Annotated in this window: 22 protein-coding genes and 2 rRNA genes; 16 read left to right on the top strand and 8 right to left on the bottom strand. The window is 41.9% G+C overall.

Annotated features, from left to right (window positions below; all coding sequences use genetic code 11):
* Window positions 1-245: 245 nt before the first annotated feature.
* Complete coding sequence (locus tag F986_RS11155) at window positions 246-668, top strand: hypothetical protein (protein WP_004695123.1); 423 nt, start codon at window positions 246-248, stop codon at window positions 666-668.
* A 7-nt stretch (window positions 669-675) separates the two neighbouring features.
* Here the strand turns inward: F986_RS11155 and F986_RS11150 are convergent, their stop codons facing one another.
* Window positions 676-1,686 carry a metallophosphoesterase gene (locus tag F986_RS11150; RefSeq protein WP_004695121.1) on the bottom strand — a complete coding sequence of 337 codons (1,011 nt, stop codon included), beginning with the start codon at window positions 1,684-1,686 and terminating at the stop codon, window positions 676-678.
* Between the two features lie 188 nt (window positions 1,687-1,874).
* Between F986_RS11150 and F986_RS11145 the strand changes: the two genes are divergently transcribed.
* Window positions 1,875-3,416 carry a phospholipase D family protein gene (locus F986_RS11145; protein WP_406935413.1) on the top strand — a complete coding sequence of 514 codons (1,542 nt, stop codon included), beginning with the start codon at window positions 1,875-1,877 and terminating at the stop codon, window positions 3,414-3,416.
* A 4-nt stretch (window positions 3,417-3,420) separates the two neighbouring features.
* On the opposite strand, the gene F986_RS11140 is transcribed toward F986_RS11145, so the two are convergent.
* Window positions 3,421-4,245, bottom strand: coding sequence for a lysophospholipid acyltransferase family protein (locus tag F986_RS11140; RefSeq protein WP_026056514.1), 825 nt, complete (start codon window positions 4,243-4,245; stop codon window positions 3,421-3,423).
* A 387-nt stretch (window positions 4,246-4,632) separates the two neighbouring features.
* On the opposite strand from F986_RS11140, the gene hflX reads away from it, so the two are divergent.
* From hflX to F986_RS11115, 5 genes are all read left to right on the top strand, one after another.
* On the top strand, window positions 4,633-5,964 hold the full coding sequence (hflX, locus tag F986_RS11135; RefSeq protein ID WP_004695107.1) for a ribosome rescue GTPase HflX: 1,332 nt from the start codon (window positions 4,633-4,635) through the stop codon (window positions 5,962-5,964).
* A gap of 43 nt (window positions 5,965-6,007) precedes the next feature.
* The gene (locus F986_RS11130; protein WP_004695106.1) at window positions 6,008-6,379 is read left to right on the top strand and encodes a hypothetical protein; all 372 of its coding nucleotides are present in this window, start codon (window positions 6,008-6,010) and stop codon (window positions 6,377-6,379) included.
* A gap of 10 nt (window positions 6,380-6,389) precedes the next feature.
* Entirely contained in the window at window positions 6,390-7,064 is a 675-nt protein-coding gene (locus tag F986_RS11125) for an LrgB family protein (RefSeq protein ID WP_004695104.1), read from the top strand.
* A gap of 87 nt (window positions 7,065-7,151) precedes the next feature.
* The gene (locus F986_RS11120; protein ID WP_004695103.1) at window positions 7,152-7,595 is read left to right on the top strand and encodes a DUF2147 domain-containing protein; all 444 of its coding nucleotides are present in this window, start codon (window positions 7,152-7,154) and stop codon (window positions 7,593-7,595) included.
* 280 nt (window positions 7,596-7,875) lie between these two features.
* Complete coding sequence (locus tag F986_RS11115) at window positions 7,876-8,325, top strand: DUF2147 domain-containing protein (RefSeq protein WP_004695101.1); 450 nt, start codon at window positions 7,876-7,878, stop codon at window positions 8,323-8,325.
* Window positions 8,326-8,370: 45 nt separating this feature from the next.
* Here the strand turns inward: F986_RS11115 and F986_RS11110 are convergent, their stop codons facing one another.
* The 3 genes from F986_RS11110 to pdxA are packed head-to-tail and all read right to left on the bottom strand — an operon-like array spanning window position 8,371 to window position 11,034.
* Window positions 8,371-9,219 (bottom strand): symmetrical bis(5'-nucleosyl)-tetraphosphatase, encoded by an 849-nt coding sequence (locus F986_RS11110; RefSeq protein ID WP_004695099.1) that lies wholly within the window; start codon window positions 9,217-9,219, stop codon window positions 8,371-8,373.
* Between the two features lies 1 nt (window position 9,220).
* Complete coding sequence (gene rsmA / locus F986_RS11105; protein WP_004695098.1) at window positions 9,221-10,033, bottom strand: 16S rRNA (adenine(1518)-N(6)/adenine(1519)-N(6))-dimethyltransferase RsmA; 813 nt, start codon at window positions 10,031-10,033, stop codon at window positions 9,221-9,223.
* Window positions 10,034-10,065: 32 nt separating this feature from the next.
* Entirely contained in the window at window positions 10,066-11,034 is a 969-nt protein-coding gene (pdxA, locus tag F986_RS11100; RefSeq protein WP_004695097.1) for a 4-hydroxythreonine-4-phosphate dehydrogenase PdxA, read from the bottom strand.
* A 491-nt stretch (window positions 11,035-11,525) separates the two neighbouring features.
* Between pdxA and rplM the strand changes: the two genes are divergently transcribed.
* Both rplM and rpsI read left to right on the top strand, forming a co-directional pair.
* Complete coding sequence (gene rplM, locus F986_RS11095; RefSeq protein WP_004695096.1) at window positions 11,526-11,954, top strand: 50S ribosomal protein L13; 429 nt, start codon at window positions 11,526-11,528, stop codon at window positions 11,952-11,954.
* A 12-nt stretch (window positions 11,955-11,966) separates the two neighbouring features.
* Window positions 11,967-12,353, top strand: a complete 387-nt coding sequence (gene rpsI / locus F986_RS11090) for a 30S ribosomal protein S9 (protein ID WP_004695095.1) — start codon at window positions 11,967-11,969, stop codon at window positions 12,351-12,353.
* Between the two features lie 123 nt (window positions 12,354-12,476).
* Here the strand turns inward: rpsI and F986_RS11085 are convergent, their stop codons facing one another.
* On the bottom strand, window positions 12,477-12,911 hold the full coding sequence (locus F986_RS11085) for a hypothetical protein (protein WP_004695094.1): 435 nt from the start codon (window positions 12,909-12,911) through the stop codon (window positions 12,477-12,479).
* Window positions 12,912-13,034: 123 nt separating this feature from the next.
* On the opposite strand from F986_RS11085, the gene F986_RS11080 reads away from it, so the two are divergent.
* From F986_RS11080 to F986_RS11050, 7 genes are all read left to right on the top strand, one after another.
* Window positions 13,035-13,688 carry a glutathione S-transferase N-terminal domain-containing protein gene (locus F986_RS11080; protein ID WP_004695093.1) on the top strand — a complete coding sequence of 218 codons (654 nt, stop codon included), beginning with the start codon at window positions 13,035-13,037 and terminating at the stop codon, window positions 13,686-13,688.
* Window positions 13,689-13,696: 8 nt separating this feature from the next.
* On the top strand, window positions 13,697-14,128 hold the full coding sequence (locus tag F986_RS11075) for a ClpXP protease specificity-enhancing factor (RefSeq protein ID WP_004695084.1): 432 nt from the start codon (window positions 13,697-13,699) through the stop codon (window positions 14,126-14,128).
* Window positions 14,129-14,145: 17 nt separating this feature from the next.
* Entirely contained in the window at window positions 14,146-14,805 is a 660-nt protein-coding gene (locus F986_RS11070) for a hypothetical protein (protein ID WP_004695083.1), read from the top strand.
* A gap of 394 nt (window positions 14,806-15,199) precedes the next feature.
* The gene (locus tag F986_RS11065) at window positions 15,200-15,559 is read left to right on the top strand and encodes a hypothetical protein (protein WP_004695079.1); all 360 of its coding nucleotides are present in this window, start codon (window positions 15,200-15,202) and stop codon (window positions 15,557-15,559) included.
* Between the two features lie 82 nt (window positions 15,560-15,641).
* Entirely contained in the window at window positions 15,642-16,607 is a 966-nt protein-coding gene (locus F986_RS11060) for a hypothetical protein (RefSeq protein WP_004695078.1), read from the top strand.
* Between the two features lie 9 nt (window positions 16,608-16,616).
* Window positions 16,617-17,165, top strand: coding sequence for a GTP-binding protein (locus F986_RS11055; protein ID WP_004695077.1), 549 nt, complete (start codon window positions 16,617-16,619; stop codon window positions 17,163-17,165).
* Window positions 17,166-17,183: 18 nt separating this feature from the next.
* Window positions 17,184-17,591: a roadblock/LC7 domain-containing protein gene (locus F986_RS11050; protein ID WP_004695076.1), complete on the top strand. Its 408-nt coding sequence runs from the start codon at window positions 17,184-17,186 to the stop codon at window positions 17,589-17,591.
* 163 nt (window positions 17,592-17,754) lie between these two features.
* Here F986_RS11050 and rrf read toward each other — a convergent pair.
* Both rrf and F986_RS11040 read right to left on the bottom strand, forming a co-directional pair.
* Window positions 17,755-17,869: ribosomal RNA gene (gene rrf, locus F986_RS11045) — 5S ribosomal RNA — on the bottom strand.
* 218 nt (window positions 17,870-18,087) lie between these two features.
* Window positions 18,088-20,981 (bottom strand): 23S ribosomal RNA (locus F986_RS11040).
* Between the last annotated feature and the right edge of the window lie 19 nt (window positions 20,982-21,000).

Genomic DNA, 21,000 nt, shown 5'->3' with positions numbered 1-21,000 from the left:
AACCGATCTTTCTCTGATTTCAGGGGTATATTTTAATTTTGTCATCGGGATAGTCTCTCAGAATATTGACTCTCCGACAAACCCGGTACGGTTCAAATTTAACCCTGAATTTGATGCCTAAAAACCAGCACAATGATGCTGGTTTTTTTTATACCAATGCGTTCACAAACGCTACAAAAACCATATTTAAAATCTGTCGTTTTACTTCAAAAATAGAGAGAGATACAGATGAATAGGACCGAAAAATGGATGAAAAAATACAACAACTCACCAATGAACAACTCCTTGATGTCATCGTATTAGTTGAAGAAAATAAAATTATTCAAGCCATTCAATACATCGCCACACATACCGCTTTTCAATACGATGATGCACAAGAGATCGTGACTGAACTCACGAAGCGGCATGATGCTGCGCTAAAAAGCATGTATCGCCATAAACGACATCAACAGCAACGCATATCAACCGCTGAATTAAGACACCACAGCTCCCTTGTGTCTGAAGGACGGAGCTTTACACAACAACAGCCACAAAGCCCGCATAGCACAGCAGTGAATAACCTCGATGCAATACAAGACCTACAAGCGCTTCATACAAAAAACCACAACCTTTGGATCGTCTTGGCTGTGGTCATTTTGGTTTTAAGCTTTATTTTTTATTGGTTCTAAACCCAACTTAAATTAGTTCAATAATATCGATGGTCGGTGGTACACGAAAACGAAACGGCACACCCACCATGCCTGTTCCAACCGTGACAAACACATCGGCATGTTCATGTCGGTACAAGCCTTTTTTGTGTCCTAATATAGACACCTTCTTCATCACATAATCTGTAAGCCATGGCAGCTCAACCTGACCACCATGCGTATGACCTGAAAGCATTAAAGGACGGCTGGGTAAAGCGGGTACCATATCGACCGTATCTGGGTTGTGCGATAGGATGACCCACGGTTTGTCCTGCGGTAAATGCGGCATAAAACGCATATCTGCCTTGCCTGCCCACAAATCCCCGACTCCAATCAGACGAAACTCTTCAAATTCCACAATCTGACCTTCAATATCAATCACATTATTCACCTTCAAAGCATGTCTTAACAAATTTTGAATCGGCGGACCAGGATATTGCTCATCATGATTACCATTGACCGAATAGACTGGGGCATTAATTTCTTGCAACACCTCTAATTCTTCTGCCAATGTATTTTCAGGTTCATAAGTCCAGTCCCCTGCAACCACCACCAAATCAGGTTTTTGTTCATTCAGTCGTTTGACGATGGTTTTCAGTTGTCGCTCATGCCCTGAAAATAGACCGATATGTAAATCGGCAATTAACGCAATACGGACGGGTTTGAGTAATTTATAATCTTCTTGGATTTGATATTGAGTGGTTTTGACATGTACAAAATGCGGTTCAATGAAACGTGCATAACACAGCACACCACTGACCAAAAACACAAAAATAGCTTCATGCCATGAATAATAGCCCTGAAAACCAGCATACAAGCTAAAGAAAAACAAAGGAATGAGTAAATAAGAGAGATAAAAAGCCAACAAATGCACAAAGGCTTTAAACGGATGAATAGTCTCCGTATTGGTTTGACTGATCCATGCCTGATACACCGCCCACCCCGCAAGCAAGGCCATCGCAATATAAAAATAGAACACGACGGAGTGTATATTCATCATAGACTTTTACTCACAAATTGTTCATCAAGAACACATAATCTTCTGTTTATCTTTTCACAGCTCAGAATTATACTCAAACCAAATTTATAGACTTTATGACGATGGAAAAACCTCACGGCTTAGCGAAACAAACTTTATTCCGCTCATCTTCGACTCAGCAAGGTGCTAAACTGTTGTTGCTGAGCTGTATGGTTTTGACTGTCCCAGCATGTAACACCTTACCCAAACAAATCCCACAGACGCCCGTCTATGCCTTTGATTTGCCAACCGATCAAACCAGTTTAGGCAAAATCGTACTGCCTTTACGTGAACAAAATCCAGGCCTTACAGGTTTCCATGTTCTCTATAATCCACTCGAAGCATTGGCCGCGCGTATCCATCTTATTGATAAGGCAGAAAAGACCTTAGATCTACAATACTATATTTGGGACAACGATCGTATTGGTTCTTTAGCGCTTTATTCTATTTTGAAAGCCGCTGATCGCGGGGTGAAGGTTCGATTACTAATCGATGATAACAATGCCAAGAAAATGGAAGGCATTTATTTGGCGCTCGATCAACACGCCAATATTGATATCAAACTGTATAACCCCTACCGCTTCCGTCACTATCGTGCGATGGATATGGTCTTAAATCTAAAACGCATCAACCGTCGTATGCACAACAAAAGCTTCATTGCCGATAATCAAATTTCGTTGATTGGTGGGCGTAACATGAGCAATCAATATTATAACGTCAGCGACAGTTATCAATTTTCTGATGTTGATGTGATGTTGGTCGGCTCTGCCTCAGATGAAATTGTGCATTCCTTCGATGAATACTGGAATGACGACTATGCCTTTCCAGTGCGTCAAATTGTCAACGCTAACCATTACAGCTTGCGTTATGAAGGTTTAAAAACCCAGTTAGAGCAGCACTATCAGGAAGTGACCGTACAAAATTATCTCGATCTAGCCAATCGTTCGCAGGCCTTTGAACACTGGCTAAATGATAGTATCCAGTTCGATTGGGTCAAAGCCGAAGTGGTGAAAGACTCGCCAAGCAAAACCAAGTCTCGTGCGAAAAAAGAAGAACATTTAAACTTCCAGTTGCAAACCCATTTAGAAAAGCCAATGGAAAGCATCGACATTATTTCGGCCTATTTTGTGCCTGAACGTAAAGGCAAAAAACATCTGACAAACCTCGCTCAAAGTGACATTCAAGTTCGCGTACTGACCAACTCATTTAAAGCCAATGATGTGCCGTTGGTCCATGCCTTCTATGGAAAATATCGTGAAGACTTGCTGGAAAGTGGTGTTCAACTCTATGAGTTTTTAGCCACGCCTGCGGCCGAAGCCCTAAACGAAAACAATGAAGAAATTTCGAAAAAAGCCAAAGTCAGCATCAAAGGATTAAGCCGCTCGAGTCTGCATGCCAAACTCATGGCCATTGATGAGAAACAGGTTTTTATTGGTTCATTTAATTTTGATCCCCGCTCTGCCAACTTAAATACAGAAATTGGGGTTTTACTGAACAGTCCACCGCTAGCCAAAGCAGTACACTACACCATGGACCAAAACCTCAGTAAATATGCCTATAAACTGGTCCTAGATGCAAACAAAAACATTAACTGGCAAATCAAACAAGCAGATGGTTCTACCAAAACCTATACCACTGAACCAAAAATGAATTGGTTCAAACGTACTGGTCTCAAAGTCGTCTCTTGGCTACCGATTGAAGGCTTTATGTAAGCCTTCAAGCTTGTTGCATGTTGGGTTGGGACTTCAAAACTTTCTGATGTAAATCAGCCAAACCTTGCACCATTTTTTGTTGGACCAGTGCCGTTAAACTTTCAACTGTATGTCCTGCGGTACAAATGGCTGGGAGCGCAACTAAATGTGCCGTGACTTGTGGCATTTCTAGTACTTTTTTAACATGCTCGGCAAAACTAATGTTACCGATAAACGGAGAGACTTGATCAAGTCCACCCTGTTGATTCACATAGCAAATCAAACAAATTTGCACATCACGCTGGGCCTCAATCGCAGCACCTAATATACGTCCATGAACCTTTTTCACTTTAGAACCATCGGTCGTGGTCGCTTCCGGGAAAAACAACACAGGAATATCTTGTTTTAAAAATGCTGTAATTTGCTCTCGAATTTTGATGGAATCGCCTGAACCACGTTGAATAAACAAAGTTCCACCACTTTTTGCCAGCTTGCCAAACACAGGCCATTTTTCAATTTCAGCCTTGGCCAAAAAGAAAACTCGTGCGCCTGAGCCTAAAACCGCTACATCTAACCATGAAATATGATTGCTGACCCAAAGTGCAGGCTTACGTGGAATATCCCCGTGGACATGAACATCAATGTTAAAAACCTTGCACAGTCGACGACAAAAATACTGCACGTAACGGGTATTTTGTGGATTGTTAATGTCTTTATACAAGCCATGTCTATAGACCAAATAAAACCCTTCGGACACGGCGCCAAGCCCTGAAGCCAGCTTTTTGCCATACAGAAAAAGCTTAGAGACACCTTTTATTGATGTTGTTTTTATTTCAGTATTCGATTGCATAGACGGTTCACTTGGCACAGCTTCATTCAACATTTAATCATTGATTTCGGCTCATTCTATACTGATCTTGAGCAACTTGCATTGATCATAAAAACCGAAGGACCAGATGATTATTTTCAATTTTAATCGTTTAAACAAATTAATTAAAATAAATCAATCGAAATACCAAAACATGGTGTGTATATGAACGATCAAATGAACCCTCCAGCTCCGCCGTTAAATCCTGTTCAGGCACTGAAATTTATTATAGGGCTCAGTATTTTATACTTTGGTACCTTACTACTTTTGGTTCACTTATTTCGCTCAATGTAAGGCAACGGTATAACTATTTCGCTCAATCTCAGCAAATTCATCTACACTAGAGTTTTCAATGTGAGATCGAATTTAGTGGAATATTTTGAGCAGAAGCAAGGTGGCGAAAAAACCATTTTAGTCAGTGTTGCCATCCATATTCTGGAAGACCTTGATGCAGAAGAATTTCGCTTGCTTGCTAAGTCGGCAGGTGCAGAAATTCTGGAGCATGTTCACGCTCAAAGATTCAAACCCGATGCTAAATATTTCATTGGTTCAGGCAAAGCAGAAGAAATTGCTGCTCGTGTTGAGGAGCTTGAAGCCACACTGGTGATTATAGACCATGCCCTGACGCCCAGTCAGGAACGTAATCTGAGTCGCATTATTAAGTGCCGTGTTATTGACCGTACACGCCTTATTCTAGATATCTTTGCACAACGTGCCCGTACCCATGAAGGGAAACTTCAAGTCGAATTGGCTCAATTGGATCACTTGTCTTCTCGACTAGTAGGTACAGGCATTAGCCTCGATAGCCAAAAAGGCGGGATTGGACTCCGTGGTCCAGGTGAAACGCAACTCGAAACTGACCGTCGTTTACTCCGTGTCCGTGTTGGACAACTTAAAGATAAATTAGAAAAAGTCCGTCAGACCCGCATTCAAGGGCGTGCTGCACGTCAAAAAGCTGCGATTCCAACTGTTTCTTTGGTTGGTTATACCAATGCAGGCAAATCGACCCTGTTTAACACTTTAGCCAAATCTGATGTTTATGCCGCAGATCAGTTATTTGCAACCTTAGACCCAACCTTAAGACGTTTGGAATGGGATGGTATTGGCCCACTGGTCCTAGCCGACACAGTTGGTTTTGTGCGTAATCTTGCGCATGCTTTAGTGGAATCGTTTAAAGCGACTCTAGAGGAAACATTAGAGGCCAGTTTGCTGTTGCATGTGATTGACTCGAGCAGTCCAGACCATATGGAACAAATTGAAGCTGTTGAAAAAGTGCTCAAAGAAATTGGTGCAGATATTCCAATCCTACGGGTGTATAACAAGATCGATCAAAGTGGTGAACAAGCCAAAATCATTTACGCTGAACCGAATGTACCTGAGCGTGTCTATGTCTCAGCACATACAGGCGAAGGCTTTGATCTACTACGCCAAGCGGTACAAGAGTGCTTGATGGGCCAAATTCAAAATTTTGACGTCCTGCTCAAACCTGCCTATGGAAAATTGCGTAATCAACTGTACGCCCTAAATGTGATTCAATCTGAAAATTATGATGATGAGGGCAACCTACACCTACAAGTGTATATTGCGCCACATAAACTTGAACAATTGATCAAACAAGCACATTTACCGATTAATGAAATTTTAGGTTTGAAAGCAAAACAATTTCATCGTGAACTCGAAGAATTTGAAATCAAAAGCTAAATCGGTTAAAACGTGATAAGTAAAATGTTAATGACAGAACAAAATGGAATGGATAAAAACTGTTGATTGGAAAGCATGGATCGGCACGGTTGCCCTGATCATCATCTTTCGTGAAGCGGCTGTGTGGATCACTGGACGTTTTGGACATCCTGAACTGGGCAATTTAATTGGACTGATTAGTTTACTAATCGTCCTTTTGGGTTGGAGAAAATTTCATAAAATTCCAGCACGTTTGGTGGATACCAACAATAAAATCATGAAAGAAAGTGCCTTTGCTTTTCTACCTATCAGTGCAGGCTCCCTGCTGATGATGACCCATTTAGGCAGTGAAATCCCAATGTTTTTGGTGGTGCTATTTGTCAGCACACTAATTCCACTGTGGGTTTACGCAAAAATGTCTAAGAAATGGCTTTAGGAGTGTGCACATGATTCCCATTATTTTCGGTTTTTTCCTAACCCTCGTTGCCTATTTACTGGCAAAGCCACTCAACAAAAAACTGCCACAAATTCCCGTGATTGTTTTTGGCATGTGCTTTGTGATTGCCCTGCTGTTGTTGTTAAACATTCCGTATGAGCAATATATGGCACAGGTAAATCCAGTGTTTAACCATCTGCTCGGTTATGTCACAGTCGCATTGGCTATTCCATTGGCTGCAATGCGCTATGACGACCTCCCCCTCAAAGCCGTGGTGGGTATCTTGGTCTTTGCCAGTATCAGTGCGGTCGGACTGCCGATGGGACTGGCTTATCTATTACATTTGTCTGACCCTACCATTATGGCATTTGCCACGCGCGCAGTCACAACACCAATTGCGATTAACATTGCAACACTGCTGCAAGCCCCTGTGAGTCTGGCAATTTTAATCGTGATTTTGTCCGGTGTGATTGGTGCTGCATTTTCACCACTGATCCTCAAACACATTAATGACGAACGAGCATCGGGCTTAGCGCTAGGTCTTGCAGCTCATGCCATCGGTACAGCTCAAGCATGGCAACGGGGAAGTATTGCTGGACGTTACGCAGCCTTTGGAATGGCTGTCAATGCAGTGTTTACAGCAATCTGGTTACCGTTGTTTATTCTATACTTGCAAAAAATGTGATATGTTCCTCACATAAACAATTGTATTGTTTAAAAAATCGACTTAAGATGAGTTTGTCGTTGATTAAATGATAAAAGGATTTTGTTCATGAGCAAATTGACACTTGCAATCGCATTCGCTACAACCGTTATGGGTAGTACAGCTTTCGCTGAAGATATTAGCGGCACTTGGAAAAATATTGATGACAAAACTGGGTCGTCAAAAGCCATCCTTGATATTCGCCAAGAATCAAATGGGACCTATACCGCTAAGATCGTGAAAGTGACACCTCGTCCGGGTTATACACCAAAAGAAACTTGTATTAATTGCCCTGCGCCGTATACCAATAAGCCCATTTTAGGCATGGATGTGATGAAAGGTTTGAAACACAGCGGTAATACCAATTACACGGGTGGAAAAATCATCGATCCACTGTCTGGTAATATTTATAGCTGTAAAGCAAAACTCAGTTCGAATGGCAAACGCTTAACCTTGCGAGGATACGTGGGCATATCGGCTCTAGGTCGCAGCCAAACTTGGATTCGAGAATAATCTAGGTTCTTATTACTGAACAGGCCTGGTCTACGCAATCACTTGATCAATTCATTTTAGATTTTGTAGACCACTACTGAGTCACTTATACATTACTCCAAACTTAGTCTGATGGTTTCAAATTCAATGAATAAAAGAGTTTCAGCTAAGCGTGTATGATTTTTCAATTTTTAAAGGCAACTGCCTAATTCATATCTAAACACAAAACAGTTTGCCTTGTGCAAACTGTTTATTTTTCTGTGTCTTGGATATCTTTTTGTGAAACTATAGAGAACCTTATATGAAAAGTAAGTTTTTTATCGCGGGATTAACATTGTCCATGCTTTGCGGGGGAGCATTTGCACAGGACTTAACAGGGACATGGCAACAAATTGATGATAAATCAGGCTCACCAAAAGCCATTATCGAAATTCGTAAAGAATCGAATAATACCTATACTGGAAAAATTGTAAAAATTACACCACGCCCAGGTTATACACCAAAAGAAACTTGCGTGAATTGCCCTACGCCATATACCAACAAACCAATTTTGGGTATGGACATTATTAAAGGCTTAAAGCATGTCGACGGCACCAATAACTATGAAAAAGGTCGTGTGATTGATCCGCTGTCTGGCAAACTTTATGATGCGAAAATGAAACTGAATGCCACAGGAAAGCGTCTTTCTCTACGTGCATACATCGGTGTTTCTGCTTTAGGTCGTAACCAAACCTGGTTAAGAATCGACTAAGAATAAAAAAAAGCCACGAACTTCGTGGCTTTTTAAATGCATGTGCTATTGAACTGGATTATCAACGGCAAATAAAGTCTCATCTTCTAGACGGTAAGCCATTAATTGATGCCCCCAAACACAACCGCCATCTACATTTTGAATCGAGTCTGAAATGGTTTTGCCTTGTAAAGCAGCCCAGTGACCAAACACAACTTTATGGGTTTGCGCTGCTTGTGAAGCAAATTCAAACCATGGTTTGAAGCCTTCAGGCATCGGGTCGTTGAGCGAGTCTTTAAAACTAAACTCCAAACGCCCTGCACTATCGGTTAAACGCATACGAGTCAAATAATTTACGATACAACGCAAACGCGCATGCCCCGTCAGTTCATCCGACCATAAGGTGGGCTCTTTGCCATACATTTCTTTTAAAAAGGCATCGACAACATCAAAATCATCCGCTGCAATGACCGCTTCAACTTCTGCGGCTAAAGCAGCAGTTTGTTCCGCTGTCCAATTGGTTGGAATGCCTGCATGCGTCAGAACCGTGGTTGCGTTTGGAAACACACACAGGGGTTGTTTACGTAGCCAATCAATCAAATCATCACTATCAATCGCATCAATCACATCGCGAATGTTATCTTTGTCTTTGATTGCTTTAATGCCACGTGCAGCCGCCAGCAAAGTTAAATCATGATTGCCTAAAACTGTTGCAGCCGCATTACGCTCTACTAATTTTTTAATAAAGCGTAAAGCACCTAATGAGTTTTCACCACGAGCAACCAAATCCCCTGCAAACCAAATAAAATCTTGGTCAGGATCAAACTGAATGGTCTTTAGCAAGGCTTTTAGTGCTTCAAAACAACCCTGCACATCACCAATGACATAATTGTATCGAATCTCTGCACCTGCCACCTTAAGCCACCATTTGATCTGCTAATGCCACAAATTGAGCCAGTGTCAAAGTCTCTGGACGCGCCATCGGATCAACACCTGCTTGTTCAAAACCATCTTCAACCAACATGCCTTTTAAGCTATTACGCAAAGTTTTACGGCGCTGAGTAAAGACATGCGAGACCAAACGTGCCAAGGCTTTTTCATTTTTTGCCACAATCGGCTTAACCGCATACGGCTCTAAACGGAACACCGCAGAAGTCACTTTGGGTGGTGGGTTAAATGAACCCGGTGGCACTTCAAACAAGAACGTCGGTTTACAGAAATACTGAATCATCACCGACAAACGACCATATTCTTTGCTATTTGGAGAAGCCGTAATACGGTCAACCACTTCTTTTTGTAGCATAAAATGCATGTCTTTAACTTTGTCACCAAACTCCAAAAGGTGAAACAAAAGTGGCGTTGAGATGTTATACGGCAAATTACCCACAACCCGTAAAGGACGACCATCTTCAAATAAATTGGTGAAGTCGTACTTCAGTGCATCGGTCTCAATAATGGTTAAACGTTCAGGATGTGGCACACGCCCTGGCAAACCTGCCGCCAAATCACGGTCTAATTCGACCACCGTAAGTGCGTCACACTCTCCAATCAACGGAGAGGTTAAGGCTGCCAAACCCGGCCCAATTTCCACAATGTTATCACCTGAGCGTGGTGCAACTGAACGTACAATCTTGGCAATCACACGTTGGTCATGTAAGAAGTTTTGCCCAAAACGCTTCCGCGTATGGTGCCCTTCATCTTTAGGGTTTAAGGCATTAATTTGATACATAAAATTTTCCAACGTGAGTTAATCACTGAACATTAGTGACGAGCTAATTCTAACGCTAAATCAACAGCGACCTGTAAGCTTGAGCTTTTCGCAAGACCCGTGCCTGCGAGGGAGAGAGCTGTGCCATGATCGACTGAGGTACGAATAAACGGTAAGCCCAAAGTAATATTAATGGCTTCACCAAACCCTTGCGATTTTAACACAGGTAAGCCCTGATCGTGATACATCGCCAAAACAGCATCGGCATCTTTTAAGTTTTCTGGGGTGAATAAGGTATCGGCAGGTAGGCTCAGGCTCATATTTATGCCTTGAGCACGGTAGCTTTCCAGCACAGGGTTAATCACCTCAATTTCTTCCATGCCCAAATAACCATCCTCCCCTGCATGTGGGTTTAAGCCACACACTAAAATGTGGGGATGCTCTTTTTTAAATTTGCTTTTTAAGTCCTGAATTAAAATACCAATCACTTGATGCAGTCGTTCTTTGGTAATCGCATCGGGTACAGCTCTTAATGGCAAATGTGTAGTAGCCAGCGCGACACGCAAGGTCTTGGTTGCGAGCATCATCACCACACGTTCAACCCCAGCAAACTCTTGGTAGTATTCGGTATGTCCACTAAAGTGAATCCCAGCATCATTGATGACTGACTTTTGTACAGGTGCAGTTGCAACACCGACGCTTTTACCGGACATGGCATAATCGGCCGAACGTCGTAGCTGCTCTAAGACATAAGGCGCATTTTCAGGATTGAGCTCACCCATTACAACAGCTTCGCTTAAAGGCAGATGCTCAACATAAAGTTGACCCTGAGTTGATGATGCTTCTTGCCCTGAATATTCAATCAGTTCAATGTCCAATCCCAAATATGCTGCACGGCTACGTAGCAAGTTCATATCACCAAGGACCACGATCGGACGCTCATCTATACGAGCAGCAAGGCTTAAACAAATATCTGGACCAATCCCAGCAGGTTCACCACTGGTGACATATAAAGGCAGCATGATCAACTCAAATAAAATGCGTTTTGACTATTATACAACGTCTCACCCAGTATCTCCGCATTCACCGTACTCAACTTGAACCTATTCTTTTATATTTAAATCCTCACTTATCCTGTTTTCACATTCCATCGACTTTCAAAGAAAAAATAAAGCCTCAAACATATAAAACATGAGCAAAGAAATTGCGAGTCGTAACTCCTGCAATATCCGTTATTTTAAAATGTTTCTATGGCGATGATCCCGCATTTCATTCAGTGAAGTCATAAAGTTCAATATCGCTGTTTCCTCATTTTTTAAAGTTTGAACGCTTTTGTGGTTTTTTAAAAAGAATAAACTTTGATCTCTTCCTTTATGTAGCGAAATACCTTAAAATACGGCTCTTGAAATTTTATATTTTCATTTGTGATTCTGAGCAACTTCGTTTAGAATCGCGTCTCCTTTTGTTTGGACAGATTCCATAGTCCAAACCAACTATAATAGGTAGTGGTTTAATGAAAACTCTCAGCGCTAAGCCTGCTGAAGTTCAACACGACTGGTACGTTGTTGATGCTTCTGGCAAAACTTTAGGTCGCCTTGCGACTGAAATCGCTCGTCGTCTACGTGGTAAGCACAAGACTTCTTATACTCCTCACGTTGACACTGGCGATTATATCGTTGTAATCAATGCTGAAGAAATTCAAGTGACTGGTAAAAAAGCACTTGATAAAAAATACTATCGCCACACTGGCTTCCCTGGTGGTATCCGTGAGACTAACTTTGAAAAGTTAATCGCTCACAAACCTGAAGCAGTTTTAGAAAAAGCTGTTAAAGGTATGTTACCAAAAGGTCCTCTTGGTTATGCAATGATCAAGAAAATGAAAGTGTATGCAGGTACAGAGCATCCACACGCTGCTCAACAGCCACAAGTTTTGGACATCTAAGGGATACAGCACATGGCTACTAATTATGGTACAGGTCGCCGTAAGACCGCAACTGCACGTGTTTTCTTGTCAGCTGGTACAGGCAAGCTCGTAATTAACAACCGTACTCTTGAGCAATACTTCGGTCGTGAAACTGCTCGTATGGTTGTTCGTCAACCTTTAGAGCTTCTTGAAGTTACTGAAAAGTATGACCTTTACATCACTGTTGCTGGTGGTGGTATCGGTGGTCAAGCTGGCGCTATCCGTCACGGTATTACTCGTGCGTTGATCGCTTCTGACGAAACACTTAAACCTGCTCTTCGTCAAGCTGGTTTCGTTACTCGTGATGCTCGTGAAGTTGAACGTAAGAAACTTGGTTTACGTAAAGCTCGTAAACGTCCTCAATTCTCTAAACGTTAATTCGTTTACCGAATCGGACAAAAAACCTCGGAATTTTCCGAGGTTTTTTTATACTATATTTTTCTTCAAAATTATTTACTTACGTTCAAATAGATCGATTAAATTCTAGTTTTAGATGTTATTTTACCGACCTCTCTTTGAGCAGTCCATTGTCGCATCAGCAGCACCATCCATACTAATCTGTTCGGTAACGATGCAATCATTTTCTTGATATGTATGTACTTCTTTAGATTTAGAGAATTGATGATCTTTGGGAAGTGGTGCATTACACGGCTCATCGGTTTTCTCATCGACCATTTTCACAGGCCCATCATTATAAACAGTGACCTTACAGCCTTTTACTGTATATTCTTGCTGAATGCCGCCATACATCTCATCCTCAGATACAGAAGTAGCGACATCACAGGCTTCATCGGCAATACAAGCTGCATATTCAGCAGTCTGCTGTGCTACATCTACCTGTTCGGCTGCATCTTGATTTTGAGCATAACTACTTGAGATGCAAGTCATTAATATAATAACTGCAATCGATTGGGTGATTCTGAGCCTAAGCTGCATGCTTCTATCCTTCTTTTTGATTTATTCCAAGTTGTTCGATTGTATAAGCATATTAAAGTTAAGATGATTTTATTGGCTATTTTTAGTATTCTAACCGATTCACTTCACCTAGTTTCTTGAAATATGTCTGTCGAAACTACTCCGCTTCAAGGAATTACGCTGTATAGCCATGCAGATGATTTTCGCTCCCATTGGATTCGTTATGTACTTGCAGAAAAGCAAATTAAATACCATTTGGTTTTAAGTGATGCAGATGACGAAGATCTCGCCAGCTTAAACCCTTATAATCAGCTACCGATGTTGATTGAAAATGATTTAAAACTATTTAATGCCAATATCATCTCTGAATATTTAGACGATCGTTATCGTCAAAACAAGCTCTATGCCGACGCACCTATGCCTCGTGCGGAACAGCGTCAGTATATTTGGCGCTTTGAACAAGATTGGTTAAAGCTTGCTGATATGATGCTGCGCCATCCAGATACACTTGATGAACAAGCAAAGCTGAAAGCACAAAAAAAACTGAAAGATACCCTCATTTCCCTAACACCATTGTTCCAACATTTCCCCTATTTCATGTCGGAAAGCTTTAGTATTTTAGATTGCATGCTTGCGCCTATCTTTCTACGCTTAAACAGCATGGGCGTGCATTTACCCAAACAGCAATGCCGCCCAATCTATTTATATTGTCAACGTATTTTTAGTCGTCCTGCATTTTTAAAGTCTTTAACTCTGCAGGAGAAAAACCATTATCAATCTGAATTTAAACAGCCGTAGAGAACATTATGTCTGATCAAGAATTAAACCTTACGCCGACTCGTCCATATTTAGCTCGCGCCATTTATGAATGGATTTGTGATAACCAATTGACACCACATTTAATGGTCGATGCAACCCAGCCCAATACTCTCGTTCCTGAACAGTTTATTCAAGATGGGCAAATTGTCTTAAACATTGTCCCTCATGCCGTACATGCGCTACATATGAGCAACGATGCAATTACCTTCTCTGCACGTTTTGGTGGGGTATCTCGTGATATTTATGTCCCACTTAATGCTGTGATTGGCATTTATGCCCGTGAAAATGGACAAGGCTTATTCTTCGATCCAAGTGAGTATGACAATCATACCCAAAGTGAGCAAAATGCTTTAAAATCAGACAATGAAGAAAAAACTGAACCCGCTAAGAAAAAACCAAGTTTAAGGTTATTAGATTAATAAAATGGAGTAATTATATGGCTTTTGATTTAGTACAATATTTTGCAGAGCAGATTAAAATTCAAAAGCCTGAGCTTCTGAGTCAATATTCAGATGAGGAGCGACTTCAATATCTTTCTGAGGCCAACACCCTCTCCCTTGGAAAACTCATCACTTTGATGCGTCAAGATGGCACCAAGCTCTATCAAGAGATTCAAACTCAGGATCATCTCTATATTCAAGAACTTGCAAGGCATCTCACCACGTCTCCGCAAAATGAATCACAGTTAGCGAAGGCAGACTTAGAACATAGCTTGACTACAATGTTGGGTCTTCAGTTTGCTGAACTCAAACAACTTGATGTCACGGGAAACTTTGGCGAACATGGAATTCGTGAGCTGCTTGTCGGTCAAATCGAGCACCTCTCTGGTCTGGCTGATGACTGGGTTTGGACAACAAGCGAGCTAACAGAACTGATTGGCTCTAAACCAAAGCCTGAAGAAGAGCTATCATTAGAAGAGACGATGAAGGAGTTTAATCAAATGGTAAATCAACACGCAACAGACCACTCAGATCAGCTACACACACAGGTAGTAGAGCAAAATCCAACGCCAACATGGGCAAAACTGATTGAGCCTGCTGTGGCTATTGTTATTTTATGGGGAATTTATTGCGCAGCAAGTCAAATGTTTGTCTAATTCCCAAGGGATGCACTCATTTTGCGCATCCCTTTATTTTTTAATGAAAAATAATTATATATTTCATCTTTAAAAATCAAAAAAATCGATTTCTTTTTTGCTTTTATTTGTCCAAATGGTAAAAGTTACATTTTGTTGCAATAGCAAATAAATTAAACACTTTTTCAAATAACAATAAACTTTCTCACACTCCTTTTTAAAATACGCAAACCTAATCACAGAATCTGTAGCAAAAACTGACTAAAAGACTCGGGTTTAATCGTACATTTATTCATCTTTTTTTGTTACATTTATTTATATTGATAATTTTTTCACACCGTCCATATAATTAAATCGAATTGTGAAACAACAAGTTAAAAGGATTTTAAAACTTATAAAATTAAAGAGAAAAACTATGGCTAAAGTGTCATTGGAAGCATTAGCAAATATCGATGGATTCTATGCAGCAGCATTGGTCGATGGGGAAAGCGGTTTAGCCCTAGCAACTCAAGGCGGTGGAAGCATCGATTTAGAACTCGCGGCGGCAGGTAATACTGAAGTCGTTCGCTCAAAACGACGTGTTGCACAAGCATTAAACTTAAATGACTCAATTGAAGATATTTTAATTACGCTGGGTAAGCAGTATCATCTTATTCGTCCTTTAGAAGGCAATGACAAAATTTTCTTATATCTTGTCCTTGAACGCTCTAAAGCAAATCTTGCCATGGCTCGCCATGAACTCAAAGGATATGAAAAAGGCCTAGATTTTTCTTAATTTGAATTGCCCCTTTCTCATCCTTTTGGGAAAGGGGTTGTATGCGTTGTCCTCTTCAACCTAATTAAATTAAAGAAACACTATGAATAAGCAATATATTAATATTGCGATTACCGGCCTGAGTTCAAACCATTCTGACGAACTTAAAACACAGCTACGTAATCTCATTCCTCAAGAGTATAAAATTAACTGGAGCTCCGCTGCTGACCCAACTATTGATTGTTTATTTATCCATGAAAGTTTTTATGAAACCGAAGGGATCCAAAAGATCATTCGAAGTCGTCAGTTCCCATGGCTAAAAATTTCTAAGCAAACCCATAACGAAAACCGACTCCACGAAAACACAATTTCTTTACCAATTACACATCTTGAAAGCTTCTCGAATTGGATTATTCAACATCTACTACATCCCTCTTTTGAGAATCAACAAATCCTTCCTATCGAAACTCAGAATAAAAAAACACCCTATAAATTAGAATATTTCAGCAAAATTCTGGATACCGAACGCAACTCAAAGCTACATCTTTTTGATACTTTGGGCACCATTGCCATTATTGATATTCAGAAAAATATCGCTTGGCTCAATACAGAGCGAGAACAAGCCTTTACAGATTCTGGTTTTGATTATGACATTGCTAGCACCAGTAACTTCATGAAAGTCTCACGTAAGCAACCCCATATACTTAGCGACTGGCTATGGCAGTTTTTTTGGGATTCACCCATATTTTTGAAAGAAATTGCACCTGAAGATGGGCATTTTAAGATCCATATGTGGCCTAAGCCAGCAAGCAATGTGGACAGGAAAACTATTTTTCAACTTTCCAGCTGCTTTATTCAAGGTGGTAAAGTTTCAAAAATTGCAACGCAGTTGAACCTCCCCATTGAAACTGTGCAGCGCTTTATTGCAGCCAATATCGCGACCAATAATCTCTCAAAAATCAATATTTGGGATAAACACTTTAACCCACCAGAAATGCCTCAAGTTACAGAAGAAGCGGGATTAATTAAAAGCTTTTTTGGAAAACTAAGAAAAAAACTAGGTATATAGGATAATAATATGATTTTACAACGCTTTAAAATTGTTTTTGCTGGTGGTATGGGCGCGGGTAAAACAGAGGCGATTCGATCACTCTCAGAGATTCCCGTACTGCAAACGGAGGCTTTCAACACAGATGCACAGCGCCATACCAAATTAGAAACCACAGTTGGTATTGATTATGGTGAAATCACGCTTGATGAAAACCTGACCATTGGGCTATATGGTACACCTGGGCAAAGCCGCTTCGACTTTATTTGGTCTGCCATTACTAAAGGTGCTATTGGTGCTGTGATTTTGATTGACCATCATTCAGACAACCCTATTCAAGAATTAGAAAGTTATCTGGAAACCTTTCAAAACTTTACCGACAATATTGCAATCGGCATTACACATACCGATCTTCTTTCTGAGTCAACCAAATCAACCACTATCTATAAAGACTGGTTATTACAAAATGACCTCTTTTCTCCACTCTTCTTTATCGACGCAAGAAAGAAAGATGACGTTCTATTATTATTAGAAGCGCTCATTACATCCATTGAGATCAACTCAAATATTGCCAATTAACCCTTAACGAGGTTCTATATGTTTACTTTAGCGCAAAGCCGCACAGCACCAAAAGAGTTAATTGATTTTGCAAAAAATGAGATTCAAGATGTTCTCATGAATGTCCGCAGTGTCAATTATGTCATGCTATGTAGCACAGATGGCTTCGAGTTAGCCCATGTTTATAAGAGAGATGGTTATAACAGTACTAAACTTGCAGCAGTTAGTAGCTCGATTTTAGCTATGGTTGCAGCCTTTATGAATGAAATTCATCTCGAAGGTTGTCAATCAATTACTTTGGATGCAGACAATGGTAAAGCCATTTTAACCTCGATCCCTTCTTCAAATCACCCAATGATTATCGTAACCTTGACTGAAAAAGATGTACTCTTAGGGCAGCTACTCTATACCCTAAAAAATGCAAGCAACAAAATTATGCAATACTGATATTCTGATAAATGATAGATATTTCACATAATTTTAATTTATATAAATGCATTTTTTTATAATTTAACGCGCATTCTCCACTCTACTCTTCTTATTATTCTTCCCTTTTTCGCGCATAAAAAAATCCCCCTCAGCCTTAAGCGGAGGGGGATTTGAATTAATGAGCTGGCGATGACTTACTCTCACATGGATAACTCCACACTACCATCAGCGCTAAGAGGTTTCACTTCTGAGTTCGGGAAGGGATCAGGTGGTTCACTCTTGCTATTGTCGCCAGCACAACTGTTATGGACTTGTTCGGGTCTTATTTCAACTGTACTTACAGTCTATGCCTTACTTCGTTCCAAATAGAATACATTAACAGGTATATCTGAGTTTCTTGCGATAATCTAAAGCAGTGCTTTATCTTATCTCATTGCGCATTGTACTTAGCTTTATAACTAAATCAAGTTGTTTGCAGTGATTTGAACCACAACACCAACTGTTTGGGTGTTGTATAGTCAAGCCTCACGAGCAATTAGTATTGGTCAGCTTCACATATCACTATGCTTCCACATCCAACCTATCAACGTCGTAGTCTTCAACGGCTCTTTAGAGGACATAAAGTCCTAGGGAAATCTTATCTTGAGGTAGGCTTCCCGCTTAGATGCTTTCAGCGGTTATCCCTTCCGAACATAGCTACCCGGCGATGCGACTGGCGTCACAACCGGTACACCAGAGGTTCGTCCACTCTGGTCCTCTCGTACTAGGAGCAGATCCTCTCAAATTTCCAACGCCCACGGTAGATAGGGACCGAACTGTCTCACGACGTTCTAAACCCAGCTCGCGTACCTCTTTAAATGGCGAACAGCCATACCCTTGGGACCTGCTTCAGCCCCAGGATGAGATGAGCCGACATCGAGGTGCCAAACACCGCCGTCGATATGAACTCTTGGGCGGTATCAGCCTGTTATCCCCAGAGTACCTTTTATCCGTTGAGCGATGGCCCTTCCATACAGAACCACCGGATCACTAAGACCTACTTTCGTACCTGCTCGACTTGTGGGTCTCGCAGTTAAGCGCGCTTTTGCCTTTATACTCTACGCGTGATTTCCGACCACGCTGAGCGCACCTTCGTACTCCTCCGTTACTCTTTAGGAGGAGACCGCCCCAGTCAAACTACCCACCAGACATGGTCCTCGTCCCGGATAACGGGACAGAGTTAGAACCTCAATATTACCAGGGTGGTATTTCAAGATTGGCTCCACCGAAACTAGCGTCTCGGCTTCAAAGCCTCCCACCTATCCTACACAAGTAAGATCAAAGTTCAATGTCAAGCTGCAGTAAAGGTTCACGGGGTCTTTCCGTCTAGCCGCGGGTACACCGCATCTTCACGGCGAATTCGATTTCACTGAGTCTCTGCTGGAGACAGCGCCCCCATCATTATGCCATTCGTGCAGGTCGGAACTTACCCGACAAGGAATTTCGCTACCTTAGGACCGTTATAGTTACGGCCGCCGTTTACTGGGGCTTCGATCAAGAGCTTCGCTTACGCTAACCCCATCAATTAACCTTCCAGCACCGGGCAGGCATCACACCCTATACGTCCACTTTCGTGTTTGCAGAGTGCTATGTTTTTAATAAACAGTTGCAGGGGCCTGGTTTCTGTGGCTGCCAATAGCTCAAGGAGTAAATCCTATCACCGTCGGCAGCGTACCTTCTCCCGAAGTTACGGTACCATTTTGCCTAGTTCCTTCAGCAGAGTTCTCTCAAGCGCTTTGGTCTACTCGACCTGACCACCTGTGTCGGTTTCGGGTACGATTCCTATGTAACTGAAGCTTAGAGACTTTTCCTGGAAGCATGGTATCAGCCACTTCACTGTACAAGTACAGCTTGCTATCAGTTCTCAGCATAGAGTACCCCGGATTTGCCTAAGATACATGCCTACAACCTTCCACCTGGACAACCAACGCCAGGCTGACTTAACCTTCTCCGTCCTCTCATCGCATTACATAGAAGTATTGGAATATTAACCAATTTCCCATCGACTACGCCTCTCGGCCTCGCCTTAGGGGTCGACTCACCCAGCCCCGATTAACGTTGGACTGGAACCCTTGGTCTTTCAGCGTGCGAGTTTTTCACTCGCATTGTCGTTACTCACGTCAGCATTCGCACTTCTGATACCTCCAGCATACTTCTCAATACACCTTCATCGGCTTACAGAACGCTCCCCTACCACTTGCAATAAATTGCAAATCCGCAGCTTCGGCATATAGTTTTAGCCCCGTTACATCTTCCGCGCAGGCCGACTCGACTAGTGAGCTATTACGCTTTCTTTAAAGGGTGGCTGCTTCTAAGCCAACCTCCTAGCTGTCTATGCCTTCCCACATCGTTTCCCACTTAACTATGATTTTGGGGCCTTAGCTGGCGGTCTGGATTGTTTTCCTCTTGACTACGGACGTTAGCACCCGCAGTCTGTCTCCCGGATAGTACTCATTGGTATTCGGAGTTTGCATCGGTTTGGTAAGTCGGGATGACCCCCTAGCCGAAACAGTGCTCTACCCCCAATGGTATTCGTCCGAGGCGCTACCTAAATAGCTTTCGGGGAGAACCAGCTATCACCGAGTTTGATTAGCCTTTCACCCCTATCCACAAGTCATCCCCTGGCTTTTCAACGACAGTGGGTTCGGTCCTCCAGTTAGTGTTACCCAACCTTCAACCTGCTCATGGATAGATCACCCGGTTTCGGGTCTACACCCAGCAACTAAACGCCCTATTAAGACTCGATTTCTCTACGGCTCCCCTATGCGGTTAACCTTGCTACTGAATGTAAGTCGCTGACCCATTATACAAAAGGTACGCAGTCACCGAACAAGTCGGCTCCCACTGCTTGTATGCATGCGGTTTCAGGATCTATTTCACTCCCCTCACAGGGGTTCTTTTCGCCTTTCCCTCACGGTACTGGTTCACTATCGGTCAGTCAGGAGTATTTAGCCTTGGAGGATGGTCCCCCCATATTCAGACAAGGTTTCACGTGCCCCGCCCTACTCGACATCATCATATAAGCCCTTTCGTGTACAGGACTATCACCCACTATGGTTGCACTTCCCAGAGCATTCCACTAGAACTTATATGACTTAATGGGCTTTTCCCCGTTCGCTCGCCGCTACTGAGGGAATCTCAATTGATTTCTTTTCCTAAGGGTACTGAGATGTTTCACTTCCCCTCGTTCGCCTCGTATGACTATGTATTCATCATACGATACCTGCCTTATGACAGGTGGGTTTCCCCATTCAGAAATCTCCGGATCACAGGATATTTGCCGCCTCCCCGGAGCTTATCGCAGGCTATTACGTCTTTCATCGCCTCTGACTGCCAAGGCATCCACCACATGCACTTAATTACTTGACTATACAACCCCAAACAGTCG

It is taken from the genome of Acinetobacter johnsonii CIP 64.6, from assembly GCF_000368045.1.
Taxonomy (GTDB): domain Bacteria; phylum Pseudomonadota; class Gammaproteobacteria; order Pseudomonadales; family Moraxellaceae; genus Acinetobacter; species Acinetobacter johnsonii.
Note: the sequence above shows the minus strand (reverse complement) of the source record. Positions and strands in the feature narration are given on the sequence as shown.